At 62.3% G+C, this 13,263-nt stretch carries 16 protein-coding genes; 8 read left to right on the forward strand and 8 right to left on the reverse strand.

Going from position 1 to position 13,263, the window contains the following annotated elements; translation table 11 throughout:
- Positions 1-607: 607 nt before the first annotated feature.
- Positions 608-886, forward strand: coding sequence for a DUF3509 domain-containing protein (locus tag DK261_RS11075; protein WP_016704385.1), 279 nt, complete (start codon positions 608-610; stop codon positions 884-886).
- Between the two features lie 95 nt (positions 887-981).
- Here DK261_RS11075 and mtnC read toward each other — a convergent pair whose 3' ends face one another.
- The 5 genes from mtnC to aroC form a co-directional block, all read right to left on the reverse strand.
- Positions 982-1,665 (reverse strand): acireductone synthase, encoded by a 684-nt coding sequence (gene mtnC / locus DK261_RS11080; protein ID WP_110175704.1) that lies wholly within the window; start codon positions 1,663-1,665, stop codon positions 982-984.
- Positions 1,666-1,669: 4 nt separating this feature from the next.
- Positions 1,670-2,215: an acireductone dioxygenase gene (locus DK261_RS11085; RefSeq protein WP_053269685.1), complete on the reverse strand. Its 546-nt coding sequence runs from the start codon at positions 2,213-2,215 to the stop codon at positions 1,670-1,672.
- A 97-nt stretch (positions 2,216-2,312) separates the two neighbouring features.
- Positions 2,313-2,933: a methylthioribulose 1-phosphate dehydratase gene (locus DK261_RS11090; protein WP_101283133.1), complete on the reverse strand. Its 621-nt coding sequence runs from the start codon at positions 2,931-2,933 to the stop codon at positions 2,313-2,315.
- Positions 2,930-4,078 carry an MFS transporter gene (locus DK261_RS11095; protein ID WP_110175705.1) on the reverse strand — a complete coding sequence of 383 codons (1,149 nt, stop codon included), beginning with the start codon at positions 4,076-4,078 and terminating at the stop codon, positions 2,930-2,932. The genes DK261_RS11090 and DK261_RS11095 overlap by 4 nt, the downstream gene beginning before the upstream one ends.
- A gap of 34 nt (positions 4,079-4,112) precedes the next feature.
- Positions 4,113-5,204: a chorismate synthase gene (aroC, locus tag DK261_RS11100; RefSeq protein WP_007932265.1), complete on the reverse strand. Its 1,092-nt coding sequence runs from the start codon at positions 5,202-5,204 to the stop codon at positions 4,113-4,115.
- A 141-nt stretch (positions 5,205-5,345) separates the two neighbouring features.
- Here aroC and DK261_RS11105 point away from each other — a divergent pair, with 141 nt between their 5' ends.
- Positions 5,346-6,299 carry an alpha/beta hydrolase gene (locus DK261_RS11105; protein ID WP_009050199.1) on the forward strand — a complete coding sequence of 318 codons (954 nt, stop codon included), beginning with the start codon at positions 5,346-5,348 and terminating at the stop codon, positions 6,297-6,299.
- 98 nt (positions 6,300-6,397) lie between these two features.
- Complete coding sequence (locus tag DK261_RS11110) at positions 6,398-7,186, forward strand: hypothetical protein (RefSeq protein WP_028683100.1); 789 nt, start codon at positions 6,398-6,400, stop codon at positions 7,184-7,186.
- Between the two features lie 126 nt (positions 7,187-7,312).
- On the opposite strand, the gene prmB is transcribed toward DK261_RS11110, so the two are convergent.
- Positions 7,313-8,221 (reverse strand): 50S ribosomal protein L3 N(5)-glutamine methyltransferase, encoded by a 909-nt coding sequence (gene prmB, locus DK261_RS11115; RefSeq protein WP_009050201.1) that lies wholly within the window; start codon positions 8,219-8,221, stop codon positions 7,313-7,315.
- A 237-nt stretch (positions 8,222-8,458) separates the two neighbouring features.
- Here prmB and DK261_RS11120 point away from each other — a divergent pair, with 237 nt between their 5' ends.
- The 5 genes from DK261_RS11120 to DK261_RS11140 all read left to right on the forward strand — a co-directional run bounded on the left by DK261_RS11120 (position 8,459) and on the right by DK261_RS11140 (position 11,229).
- On the forward strand, positions 8,459-9,049 hold the full coding sequence (locus tag DK261_RS11120; protein WP_009050202.1) for a cysteine hydrolase family protein: 591 nt from the start codon (positions 8,459-8,461) through the stop codon (positions 9,047-9,049).
- 130 nt (positions 9,050-9,179) lie between these two features.
- Positions 9,180-9,500 (forward strand): hypothetical protein, encoded by a 321-nt coding sequence (locus DK261_RS11125; protein ID WP_007932271.1) that lies wholly within the window; start codon positions 9,180-9,182, stop codon positions 9,498-9,500.
- A 75-nt stretch (positions 9,501-9,575) separates the two neighbouring features.
- A complete protein-coding gene (locus DK261_RS11130) occupies positions 9,576-10,133 on the forward strand; it encodes a Smr/MutS family protein (protein ID WP_110175706.1) in 558 nt (185 codons plus the stop codon).
- Between the two features lie 77 nt (positions 10,134-10,210).
- Positions 10,211-10,756 (forward strand): GTP cyclohydrolase I FolE, encoded by a 546-nt coding sequence (gene folE, locus DK261_RS11135; protein WP_003204506.1) that lies wholly within the window; start codon positions 10,211-10,213, stop codon positions 10,754-10,756.
- A gap of 101 nt (positions 10,757-10,857) precedes the next feature.
- Positions 10,858-11,229: a glutathione S-transferase N-terminal domain-containing protein gene (locus DK261_RS11140; RefSeq protein WP_009050204.1), complete on the forward strand. Its 372-nt coding sequence runs from the start codon at positions 10,858-10,860 to the stop codon at positions 11,227-11,229.
- Between the two features lie 172 nt (positions 11,230-11,401).
- On the opposite strand, the gene DK261_RS11145 is transcribed toward DK261_RS11140, so the two are convergent.
- Both DK261_RS11145 and DK261_RS11150 read right to left on the reverse strand, forming a co-directional pair.
- Complete coding sequence (locus DK261_RS11145; RefSeq protein WP_023966454.1) at positions 11,402-12,004, reverse strand: glutathione S-transferase family protein; 603 nt, start codon at positions 12,002-12,004, stop codon at positions 11,402-11,404.
- Positions 12,005-12,016: 12 nt separating this feature from the next.
- Positions 12,017-13,183 carry a PLP-dependent aminotransferase family protein gene (locus DK261_RS11150; RefSeq protein ID WP_110175707.1) on the reverse strand — a complete coding sequence of 389 codons (1,167 nt, stop codon included), beginning with the start codon at positions 13,181-13,183 and terminating at the stop codon, positions 12,017-12,019.
- Between the last annotated feature and the right edge of the window lie 80 nt (positions 13,184-13,263).

Below are 13,263 nucleotides of genomic sequence, written 5' to 3' on the forward strand. Positions count from 1 at the left end.
GCTCCTGTTCGACGCAAAAGGATCCTGCACGGGCCAGGCCGGCAGGCAGACAAGGTCGATGGGGCTATTCAGCCGGGGGCCGAGGGCGGGCCGCCGCGGCAAACAGGAGCGAAACAGGGGGCGCGCTATTGGCAGTGATGCGGAGCATGGCGTTCATGGATGACGTCCTATTTTCTTATTATCAGGCGCCCATGACCCTAGGGATCACGACGCATGACTGTCCATGTCGATGAAGCGTCTGATTGACTTGTACAGCCTGTCGCTGGCAAAAAAATACGTCAGCGCTTCTTGGCCTGTACACGGAGTTTTTGCAAAGTTTTGTATCTCCCCCGCGCCGCCAGGTGCCTCGCGCTTGAGGGCCGGTTTGCCGGTTGAATCTTTTACGTGAACCGGCAGTCACAGCGTTACGCCCCGGCCCTCGCCCACGCCTGCGATCTCGCAAAATGCAGGATGCACGATGGCCATTCATGCAAATTGCACGGACGCACAAATGACGAATATTTATAACAATATGATTTATAAAGATTTTTTAAAAAATTGAGGCTGGCACAATCGCTGCACCTATCACTCCAGGTTTGCCATTCAAGAACCAATGGAGCTGATAGACATGAGCCTGATCCAAGAAAAATTCGCTTCCCTGTTCTCCAACTACGAAGTGACCACTCAGCCACGGCCCGATGGCGGCATCCTGCTGACGCTGCGTAACAGCGAAGGTAAACAGCTCAAGCGCTCGATCTCTTATGCGCAGTTGCATGCGGGCGATCAGCTGTCGTGGGTGATCAGTGCGTTGCGTCGCGACCTGGCCGAACAGGCCAGCGAATTGCCGCAGATTTCCCTGCTGCAAAGCCAGAACCGTTTTGCCCTGCCGACGTATCACTCGCTTTAAATCCGTACCGCTGCGGATTCGCGGTGACAACTCAGACATGACGGATAGCCCCAATCAGGCCGTGCCAGCCTTGTGCTGACACGGCCTGATTGGTTTCAGAAACGCTGCGGATCGATCTCGGCGAAGCTCGCCACATTCACATGCCCCGTCAACACCCCGCCTTCGCGCACCAGGCCGCAGGTGGCCAGGCCGGCGGACTGGGCCGCATCCAGTTCCTGGACGACATCGGACAGAAAGAGAATCTGTCCAGGCGCACATCCAATGGCCTGGGTAATGCGCTGGTAAGACTGCATCTCCCGTTTCGGCCCCGAGGTGGTGTCGAAAAAACCGCTGAACAGCGGCGCCAGGTCCCCGGCAGTGGAGTGACCGAAAATCAGCTTCTGCGCCTGGATCGAGCCCGACGAATAGACGTACAGCCGATAGCCGGCCTGGTGCCAATGCTGCAACGCCTCTACTGCATCCGGGTAGACGTGGCCCTTGAGCTGCCCGGCCCTATACCCCTGCTCCCAGACCATGCCTTGCAACGCCTTGAGTGACGTGGACTTGCGATCTTCCGCGATCCAGCCCAGCAGGATCTCGATCACCCGCTCGACATCCGCCGCCGGCTCGCCGCGGGCCTCACGCACCGCCTGCAACTGCTCGGCGACATCGGCCCGGTTGGCGTGCTTGCGCACGAAGTCCGGCAGCTGCTGCACCGCGTAGGGAAACAGCACCTCGAAGACAAAACTCACCGCGCTGGTGGTGCCTTCGATGTCGGTGAGAATGGCCTTGATCGGCATCCGCTCAATCCTCCAGAAGCGGGAACTGGCTGGCGATATCGGAGCCGGTGAAGTTGGCGACCCAGCCTTGCGGGTTATTGAACATGCGGATCGCCACCAGGTACGGGTTCTCGCCCATATCGAACCAGTGCGCGGTACCGGCCGGCACCGAAAGCAGGTCGTTCTTCTCGCACAGCACGGCGTACACGTAATCACCGATGTGCAGATTGAACAGGCCGCGACCGGCGACGAAAAAGCGCACCTCGTCCTCGGCATGCCGGTGTTCGTCGAGGAACTTGGCGCGCAGCTCGGCCTTCTGCGGGTGATCGCTATTGAGGCTGATCACATCGACGGTGATGTAGCCGCGTTCAGTCATCAGGCGGTCGATCTGTTCCTGATAGGCGCCTATCACTTCCTCCTGGCTGGCGCCCGGCTGGATCCTGGTGGCGGCTTGCCAACGATCGAAACGCACGCCCTGCTCGGCCAGGGTCGCGGCGATATCGTCGAAATGGGTCAGCACCTTGTTCGGCAGGTCCGGGCTGGATACGTGGTAAACGGACAGGCTGCTCATCTTGGCAATTCCTCGTTATCGGCAGTGCCCGCAGGCTTTCCAGGCCGGTCAGGCGGTGCATGTCATCAGGCGGTGGCTACTTCAGTCGAAGAAAGCCTTAACGGTTTAACAGGGCGCGAGTCTTCAACTCACACTCGAACAGGAACTCGAAGGCCTCGATCTGGCGCTGCGCGTCACTCATGCGCGCCCCCCAGGTGTAGAGGCCATGACCGCGAATCAGATAGCCGACGCAATCGGCATGGGCGTCGAGCCAGGGCTGGACCTTGCTCGCCAGCCGGGCAATATCCTGATCGTTGTCGAAAATCGGCACGCGCACCCGCGACTCGTGGCTGGCAATGCCGGCAAAGGCCTTTTGCAGCTCGTAACCCTCGAACTCGATAAAGTCCTCGGCGGTCAGGCGCGACAGCACCGTGGCGTTCACCGAATGGGTATGCAACACGGCGCCGATCTGCGGGTTCCAGCTGTACAGCTGAGTGTGCAACAGGGTTTCGGCCGACGGCTTTTTACCCGGTTCCAGGCTGTTGCCCGCCAGGTCGGTGGCCAGCACGTCATCCAGGCCCAACTGGCCTTTGTGCTTGCCCGAAACCGTGAGCAATAGCGCGCTTGGCGACAGGCGCGTGGAATAGTTGCTGCTGGTGGCCGGCGACCAGCCGCGGGCATGTAGAAAGCGCCCGACCTCGATGATGTCCTGTGCCAGCTGTTCGCGGCTAAGGCTCATGGCCTCTCCTCTTGCATACGTGTGGCAATGATAACGGCTGCCGCCAGCGCTGCGAGGCTTGCAATACTAAAGGTCAATGTCGCGCCCAGGGCGTTCCAACTGTAGCCGGAATACAGCGCGCCCAATGCGCCGCCGGTGCCGGCCAGGGCCGCGTACAGAGCCTGGCCCTGGCCCTGCTGGCGGTCACCGAAGCTGCGTTGCACGAAATGAATGGCCGCGGCATGAAAGCTGCCAAAGGTCGCGGCATGCAGCACCTGGGCAAACAACAGCAGCCACAGGTGCTCGGCAAAGGCGCCCAGCAGCAGCCAGCGCAGGGCCGCCAGCAGGAAACTCGCCAGCAGCACCCGGCGCACCGAAAACCGCGAGAGAATCCAGCTCATCGCCAGGAACATCAGCACTTCGGCGACCACCCCCAGCGCCCACAGCAGGCCGATCAAGCCGCGGCTGTAGCCCAGGTGTTCCAGGTGCAGGGTCAGGAAGGTGTAGTAGGGGCCGTGGCTCATTTGCATCAAGGCCACGCAGGCATAGAAGGCCAGCACGCCGGGGCTGCGCAGCTGGCCAAGAAAGCCTCCAGCCGCCAGGCGACTGCCCTGGGCCGCTGGCTGGGCATTGGGCACCCAGGCGCTGCTGAGCACGATGCCGGCCATGATCAGTACCAGCGTCGCCGGGTAGATATCCAGGCTCAGCCACTCGAACAGCCGCCCCAGCGCCACCACCGTGAGAATGAAGCCGATCGAACCCCACAAGCGGATCTGGCTGTAGCGGGCGGTCTGGCCTTGCAGGTGCGCCAGGGTGATCACTTCGAATTGCGGCAGCACTGCGTGCCAGAAGAACGCATGCAAGGCCATGACCATCGCCAGCCAGGCGTAGCTCTTGCTGACGAAAATCAGCGAAAAGCTCAGCAGCGTGCAGATCGCGCCAAAACGCACAATGGCCAGGCGCTGGCCGGTGTAGTCGCCGAGCCAGCCCCAGATATTCGGCGCCACGCAGCGCATGAGCATGGGAATCGCCACCAGCTCGCCGATGCGCGCGCTGGAAAACCCCAGGTGATCGAAATACAGCGCCAGAAATGGCGCGGTCGAACCCAGCAAGGCGAAATAGAACAGATAGAAACTGGAGAGCCGCCAGTACGGGAGCGCCGCCACGGCCGTCAGACCGTGGCGACTGGCAGGGACGCCATTACAACTGGCCCAGCACCGGCGTGCTGACGCGCACGTCGGCGTTCTGGCCACGATGACGCAGCAGGTGATCCATCAGCACGATGGCCATCATGGCTTCGGCGATCGGCGTGGCGCGGATGCCGACGCACGGGTCGTGACGGCCCTTGGTGATGACGTCCACCGGGTTGCCGTCGATGTCGATCGAGCGGCCCGGGGTGGTGATGCTGGAGGTCGGCTTGAGCGCCAGGTGCGCGACGATCGGCTGGCCGGAGGAAATCCCGCCAAGGATGCCGCCGGCGTTGTTGCTGAGGAAACCTTGCGGGGTCAGCTCGTCGCGATGCTCGGTGCCACGCTGGGCAACGCTGGCGAAACCGGCGCCGATCTCCACGCCCTTGACCGCGTTGATGCTCATCAGCGCGTGGGCCAGCTCGGCGTCCAGGCGGTCGAAGATCGGCTCGCCCAGGCCCGGCATCACGCCCTCGGCGACCACGGTGATCTTCGCCCCCACCGAGTCCTGATCGCGACGCAGCTGGTCCATGTAGGCTTCCAGCTCCGGCACCTTGTCCGGGTCGGGGCTGAAGAAGGCGTTGTCTTCCACCGAGTCCCAGGTCTTGAACGGGATTTCGATCGGGCCCAGCTGGCTCATGTAGCCCCGCACCACGATGCCCTGGCTGGCCAGGTACTTCTTGGCGATGGCCCCGGCCGCCACGCGCATGGCGGTTTCCCGCGCCGAGCTGCGACCGCCGCCGCGGTAGTCGCGGATGCCGTATTTGTGGTGGTAGGTGTAATCGGCGTGGGCCGGGCGGAACAGGTCCTTGATCGCCGAGTAGTCCTTGGACTTCTGGTCGGTATTGCGGATCAGCAGGCCGATGGAGCAGCCAGTGGTCTTGCCTTCGAACACGCCGGAGAGGATTTCGACTTCATCGGCTTCCTGGCGCTGGGTGGTGTGGCGGCTGGTGCCGGGCTTGCGCCGGTCCAGGTCGCGCTGCAGATCGTCCAGCGACAGCTCAAGACCCGGTGGGCAGCCGTCGACAATGGCGACCAACGCCGGACCATGGCTTTCGCCGGCGGTGGTGACAGTGAACAGCTTGCCGTAGGTATTGCCAGACATGCGGGACGCTCCGTGAAATCAGCCGAAATAACTCAATCTGGATTACTGAGCGCGCCAGTATACGCAGCCTACCCAACTAGTTCATCCTCGAACCTTATCCGTGCCAAGAAGTCCAACCGGCACCTTCTCCATGATGGCGTGATGATGCTGCGAGTTCTTCTCTTGAGCCTTACCCTGTTCACCGGCCTGGTCCACGCGGCCGTGCTGCAACGTCCCATCAGCCTGGACACTGGCAATGGCGAGTTATACGGCTCGCTGCTGTTGCCCAAGTCCGACGCCCCGGTGCCGGTGGTGCTGATCGTCTCCGGCTCCGGCCCTACCGACCGCGATGGCAACAACCCCGACGGCGGGCGCAACGACAGCCTCAAGCGCCTGGCCTGGGTGCTGGCCAAGCACAACATCGCCAGCGTGCGCTACGACAAGCGCGGCGTGGCCGCGAGCCTTGCCGCCACCCCGGACGAACGCAACCTGACCCTCGATGCCTACGTCGCCGACGCCGTGGCCTGGGGCAAAAAACTCAAGAGCGACCCGCGCCTGGGCCCGTTGATCATGCTCGGCCACAGCGAAGGCGCGCTGATCGCCACCCTGGCGGCGCCCCAGGTCGATGCGGCGGCAGTGATTTCCATCTCCGGCACCGCCCGCCCGGTGGACCAGGTGCTGCGCCAGCAATTGAGCTATCGCCTGCCGGCACCGCTGATGCTGCGCAGCAACGAACTGCTCGACAGCCTCAAGGCCGGCCGGGTCGACACCGACGTGCCGCCGCCGCTGGAAGTGATCTTCCGCCCCAGCGTGCAGCCGTACCTGATCACCCTGTTCAAAGAAGACCCGGCCGCCGCGTTCGCCCGCCTGAAAATGCCGGCCCTGATCATCCAGGGCAGCAACGATATCCAGGTCGGCGTCGACGACGCGCGGATGCTCAAGGTCGCCAAGCCGGATGCCCAGCTGGCGCTGATCGAGGGCATGAACCATGTGCTGCGCATCGTGCCCAACGACGTCAAGCGGCAACTGGCCTCCTACAAGGACCCGCAACTGCCCCTGGCCTCGGAACTCGGCAGCCGCATCATCGGTTTTATTGACGGACTTCACGCCCGTTGACGCGTTTTCCCCTCCAGTCCTGAAAAAAACGGCCGATAAGCCTTTGCCGGCCGTTCACTTGCCGTCGGCAAGTAGCGCTTGGACAGGATCTCGCCGTTATGACCGATACCCAGAACCCTCCCGAAACCGAGGTTGAAAACCCCGCTCCCGAAGCCGTGGCGTTGCCGTGGGCGGATGTCCACGCCGAGCATCACCGGATGCTTCGCCTGGCCCCGCTGCAAACCGATCGCGCCACGGGCGGACGGCCGCTGCGCTTTATCGAGTTCGGTTATGCCGAGCGCAGCAACAAGGAGCGCAGCCTGTTGCGCATGACCCTCCAGTTGCCGGGCCAACGGGTGCGCAAGGAGCAGAATCACCTGGATGTCTGGGTCGATCATGCGACTCGGCGGGTGCGCTTCGAGCCGGAAAACCTGCAGATCGAGCCGGCGAACCGTGGCATCGGCCGCTTTCTGCTGGCGCAGGGCGCAAGCTGGGCGCAGAAGAAATGGCCGCACTACCGCGTGGACGGTTTCGAACTGGCGAACAAGGATGCGCTGAACGAGGCCACGCGCCTGCGACGCGATCATTTCCTGCGGGTCCAGGGTTTCGATGTGGTTTACGCCGATGCCCAGCATCTCAAGGGCAGCGTCAAGAATGTGCAGGTCGGCGAACTGCTGGCCAACTGGAACACCGAAAAACTGCAATTCGTCGAGATCCTCGAAGCCGCGCAGATGCTGCAACAGGCCGAGCAGAACCTCGAAGAGCAGGAAGTCAAACTGCGCAAGCACGAAGAAAAGGTTGCCAAGTACAAGCGCGAAGACACCGGACTGCGCTTTACCATCACCTGCCTGGTGGCCTTTGCGGTGTTCCAGGCCGGGTTGCTGATCTGGATCGCGACCCACCGCTGATTCCAGACTTACGCGGATACCTGTAGGAGCGAAGCTTGCTCGCGATAGCGTCCGTCCAGGCACACCCCGGTGCCTGGATCGCGGGCAAGTCGGATCGCCGCCCGCTCGCTCCTACAGAAACGCCGATCAGACCCGGGAGCTGAACAACGCCTGGTGCTGCCGGCACTGCTCGGCGGTGAGCATGAACACGCCATGGCCGCCGCGCTCGAAGTCCAGCCAGGCGAAGTCGACTTCCGGGTACAGGGCTTCGACATGGACCTGGCTGTTGCCGACCTCGACGATCAACAGGCCCTTCTCGGTCAGATGATCGGCCGCCTCGGCCAGCATGCGCCGCACCAGGTTCAGGCCATCGTCGCCACAAGCCAGGCCCAGCTCTGGTTCATGCTGGTACTCCTCGGGCATGTCGGCGAAGTCCTCGGCATCCACATACGGCGGATTCGACACGATCAGGTCGAAACGCTGGCCCGGCAAGCCCTCGAAACCGTCGCCCTGCACCGTGAACACCCGCTCATCGACGCCATGGCGCTCGATGTTCTGGTTCGCCACCTCGAGGGCTTCGAACGACAAGTCGGCCAGCACCACTTCCGCATGGCGGAATTCGTAGGCGCAGGCAATGCCGATGCAGCCGGAACCGGTGCACAGGTCGAGAATCCGCGCGGGCTCGGCACCCAGCCAGGGTTCGAAACGTTTTTCGATCAGCTCGCCGATCGGCGAACGCGGGATCAGCACACGCTCGTCGACAATGAACGACAGGCCACAGAACCAGGCCTCGCCCAGCAGGTAGGCGGTCGGCACGCGCTCTTCGATGCGCCGCTTGAGCAGACGCTGCAGATTGACCAGTTCGTCATCTTCCAGCGCGCAGTCCAGATAGCTGTCGGCTATTTCCCACGGCAGGTGCAAGGCACCCAGTACCAACTGGCGGGCTTCGTCCCAGGCGTTGTCGGTCCCATGGCCGAAAAACAGATCCTCCCCATGAAAGCGGCTGACAGCCCAACGGATGTGGTCGCGCAGGGTGCGCAGGCGGGAAGTGATCACGGGACAGACTCCTGAAAAAACGACTGGCGATTCTAACAGCCAAAACGTCTGAGGACGACGCATGAAAAATCTGAGTCTGCGGGGCGTCCAGGCGGTTTTCCCCGCATTCGACCCGATTCTCCATAGCCCTTGACACGGCTGTAGGCCAGCAACCACGCACCTTACGTTAGTAGCGATTCACAGAAGCGCTCCGCCAGAGGACAATGTCGCAAAAGCCCCACTCACAGGAGCCCCAGAATGTCCGTTCCAAAGACGATGTTTCAACTCAGCGGTCGTGGTTATGCAGCGGCTAATTTGAGCCACGCGACCCTTGTGATCATCGACGCCCAGAAAGAGTACCTCAGCGGTCCGCTGGCCCTGTCCGGCATGGACGCCGCGGTCGCCAACATCAAGCAACTGGTCGCTGCCGCCCGCTCCGCCGGCCGCCCGGTTGTGCACGTGCGTCACCTCGGCACCGTCGGCGGTCTGTTCGACCCCCAGGGTGAGCGCGGCGAATTCATCCCCGGCCTCGAACCCCAGGGCGACGAGACCATCATCGGCAAGCTGCTGCCGAGCGCCTTCCATGGCACCGAGCTGGAAAAGCGCCTGCAGGACCTGGGCTCCCTGGACCTGATCGTCTGCGGTTTCATGAGCCACTCCAGTGTCAGCACCACCGTGCGCGCGGCGAAGAACCTGGGCTTTCGCTGCACCCTGGTGGAAGACGCCTGCGCCACCCGCGACCTGCCCTACAAGGGCGGCATCCTCAGCGCCGAGCACGTCCAGCAGACCGAAATGGCCATCATGGCGGACAACTTCGCCACCCTCGCCCTGACCAAAGATCTGATCTGATCGACCTGCAATGAGCGGTCCACGGGCCGCTCATCCGTAAAAGCCTCTCATTTGCCGTAATTGCCTTAGCCTCAGGAACCACCCGGTCATCTTTCGGTCGAAGGGCCGATACCCATTGAGGAAGGTCGGAATGAAGATATCCGATGGTTTTGACGCACGTCGTCTGCGGCCCAAAGGCCCGCGGAACTGGCGTTTGCGCCTGGGCGCGGGATTCTCCGCGTTGCTGGCGACCTTCGGTGTGCTGCTGGCGATGGCCGGGGCCGCCAGCCTGTTGGGGCGCCCTCCGGCGCTGGGCGAATTGAATGCAAGTCCGGCAGGTTCCGCGGTGATTCTAGCGGTCGGTCTGTTACTGCTGTATGTCGGCGTCTGGCTGTGGCGTCGTTGCCGGCGCCGCATGCGCCAGCCGCAGACCTTGAACATGGCTCCACACCTGATGAAGAAACATGACTGAATCGATGGCAACACGTTTTGTCCCGCCCCTCTCCCGTCGAGTTGGGTAAACTGCTCGGTCTTCGCGGAGGCTGACATGCAAGACGACGATTTTTCCCTGTTCAAAAGCGCGATCCAAGGCGTCAAGCCGATCAAGCACGATCGCGCCGAAACCGGCAAACCCAAGGCTGACCGGGCGCAGATCGCCAAGCTGCGCCAGGCTGCCAGCGTGCGCACCGAAACCACTGCCGTCGACGGGCTGTCCGATCAGTTCGTGATCGACGTCGGCCCGGAAGACGAGTTGATGTGGGCCCGCGACGGGGTTCAGGAAAGCCAGATGCGCAAGCTCAAGGTCGGCCAGATCCCTTTCGAGGGCAGCCTCGACCTGCACGGCATGAACGTGGAAAAGGCCCGGGAAACCCTCTGGGCGTTCCTCGCCGAAGCCACCAAGTTCGAAATCCGCTGCGTGCGCGTCACCCACGGCAAGGCCGTGCGCCTGGACGGCAAGCGGCCGATGATCAAGAGCCACGTCAACACCTGGCTGCGCCAGCATCCCCAGGTGCTCGGCTTCACCTCGTGCCAGGCCAGGCACGGCGGCGCTGGGGCGGTCTATGTGATGCTCAAGCGCACCATGATGGAAGGTCGCGACGAGTAAAGCCGCTTCGTCGCGCTTGCAGCGTCGAGTCCGCCACCGTACCCTTGCCCTTTGCGTAAAATCCCACAGGTAGTTTCATGTCCCTGGAACAGAATTACACGGCGATCCTCGGCCAATTGGGCGAAGACGTCTCCCGCGAGGGCCTGCTCGACACGCCAAAACGTGCCGCCAAAGCCATGCAGTACCTCTGCCGCGGTTATGAACAAACGCTGGAAGAAGTCACCAACGGTGCCTTGTTCAGCTCCGATAACAGCGAAATGGTGCTGGTCAAGGACATCGAGCTCTACTCGCTGTGCGAGCACCATCTGCTGCCTTTCATCGGCAAGGCTCACGTCGCCTACATTCCAAGCGGCAAGGTGCTGGGCCTGTCGAAAGTCGCGCGCATCGTCGACATGTACGCGCGTCGCCTGCAGATCCAGGAAAACCTCAGCCGCCAGATCGCCGATGCGGTCCAGCAAGTGACCGGCGCCCTGGGCGTCGCGGTGGTGATCGAGGCCAAGCACATGTGCATGATGATGCGCGGTGTGGAGAAGCAGAACTCGTCGATGATCACCTCGGTGATGCTGGGCGAATTCCGCGAAAACGCGGCGACCCGCAGCGAGTTTCTCAGCCTGATCAAGTAACACGGCCGCCCGAAAGAACCGGCGTTCATCGCCGGTTTTTTTTCGCCTGGCAAAAATCAGGTAAGCTGCCGCCCCTTCTTTCATGGGCAAGAGGCAATATCGTGATCGTCAAAGCGCTTCGAGTCGGCCTGGGCCAGCTCATCATCTTCATCGACTTCATCACCCGCCCACGCAAGCAGCAGCGCCCCGCCGCGGCCCAAGCCCAGGTCGAACAGGCCGCCAAGGGCCTGACCCTGTACCAGTTCCACGCCTGCCCCTTCTGCGTGAAAACCCGCCGCACCCTGCACCGCCTGAACGTTCCGGTGGCCCTGCGTGACGCGAAAAACAACGAGCAGGACCGCCAGACCCTGCTGGAGCAAGGTGGCAAGATCAAGGTGCCGTGCCTGCGCATCGAAGAAAACGGCCAGACCACCTGGATGTACGAGTCCAAGGTGATCATCGATTATCTGGACAAGCGCTTTGCAACAGCTTGAATGGTTGCTGGCGTTCTGAAGGACGTCATCGCGGGCAAGCCACGCTCCTACAGGTTTACGACCGAGTTTCTGTAGGAGCGAGGCTTGCCCGCGATAGCGCCAGAACAGCCCCCACAAGAACCAGACCATAAAAAACCGACCCAAGGGTCGGTTTTTTGTTTCCCGCAGAAGCTCAGTCGAGCATCCCGACATGCCGCGGATGGCTTTCCACCCGTTGCATCCAGGCCTGGATCGCCGGGTAGCGCGCCAGGTCGAAGCCACCTTCATGGGCGACATGGGTGTAGGCATAGAGCGCGATATCGGCAATCGAATACTGCTCGCCTACCAGATACGGCGTGCGCGCCAACTGGTGCTCCATCACGTCCAGCGCCTTGTAGCCGCGCTTTTGCAGCTTCTCGTATTCGTGAAGGCGCTCTTGCGGCAGGCCCAGATAAAGCTGGATGAAACGCGCCACGGCAATGTACGGCTCATGGCTGTATTGCTCGAAAAACTGCCATTGCAGCACTTGCGTGCGTAAACGCGGCTCGCTCGGCAGGAATTCGCTGCCATCGGCGAGGAAGTTGAGAATCGCGTTCGACTCCCACAGGCAGGTGCCGTCTTCCAGCTCCAGTACCGGGATCTTGCCGTTGGGGTTCTTCGCCAGAAACGCCTCGGTCTGCGTATCCCCGTTCAAGATATCCACAGCGTGCCACTCATAAGGCTGGCCCAGCAGATTGAGCATCAGCTTGACCTTGTAGCAGTTGCCGGACCGGTAATCCCCATAAACCTTGTACATGGCCCTCTCCTCTTAGGCTGCCTGTGCAGCCTGTGCTTGACGTACCACGGTGGCCAGCCGCTTGAGACCTTCGTCCAGACGCGCCGGATCGATATGACTGAAATTCAACCGCAGGTGACCTGGATTGCGGTCCGGCTCGGAGAAGAAGGGTTCGCCCGGCATGAATGCCACATCCTGCTCCAGCGCCGCCTTCAGCAAAGTGCGGGTGTCCAGCGGCTGTTTCAAGGTCAACCAGAAAAACAGCCCGCCCTGGGGCACCTGCCAGTCGGCCAGATCGCCGAAATGACGTTGCAGGGCCGCCTGAAAACCGTCGCGGCGGACCCGGTAGAAATCACGCAACTCGCCCAGATGCTGCTGATACTGCTCGGTACCTATCCATTGCAGCGCCTGCCATTGGCCGACACGGTTGGTGTGCAGGTCCGCCGACTGCTTCAACCGCAGCAGATGGGGAAACAGGTCCGGGCTGGCGATCAGGTAACCGACTCGCAGCCCCGGCAGCAGCGTCTTCGACACGGTGCCCGTGTAGATCCAGCTGGCCTTGCGCAGGCGCCCGACGATGGGCGTGGCGTTACCGCCATCGAAAGTCAGCTCGCGGTAAGGTTCGTCCTCGATCAGGGTCACCTCGAACTCATCGAGCAACGCCGCCACGGCATCGCGCTTGGTCTCGCTGTAGCGCACCGCCGAAGGATTCTGGAAGGTCGGGATCAGGTAGATGAACGCGGGACGATGCTGCTCCAGGCGGGCGCGCAATTGCGCCAGGTCCGGCCCATCGGCCTCAAGCGGCACGGTCAGGCAATCGGCGCCGAACAGCTGGAAGATCTGCAACGCCGCCAGGTAGGTCGGCGCTTCCAGCATGATCTCGGTGCCCTTGTCGATGTACAGCTTGGCCGCCAGATCGAGGGTCTGCTGGGAACCGCTGACCACCAGCACCTGGCTGGCCTCGCACGGCACGCCCAGCGCCCGGGCCTGTGCCGCCAGGGCCTCGCGCAGCTGTGGCTCGCCCTCGCTCATGCCGTATTGGCCCATGGACACCGGCATCGCCTGCCAATCGGTCTTCGGCAGCATCGCTTCGGCGGGCAGCCCTCCGGCGAACGACATCACTTCCGGACGCTGCGCGGCGGCAAGGATTTCACGGATCAGTGAGCTTTTAAGACGCGAAACACGTTCGGAGAAGGCCATGAGGGTCACCCGTAGCGAAGGCAGAGGAAAATACGTCAAACTGCTTGACCGAAATTACGCCGACTTTCGCAGATACGTCA

This window comes from Pseudomonas sp. RW409 (assembly GCF_003184125.1).
Lineage (GTDB): Bacteria > Pseudomonadota > Gammaproteobacteria > Pseudomonadales > Pseudomonadaceae > Aquipseudomonas > Aquipseudomonas chlororaphis_I.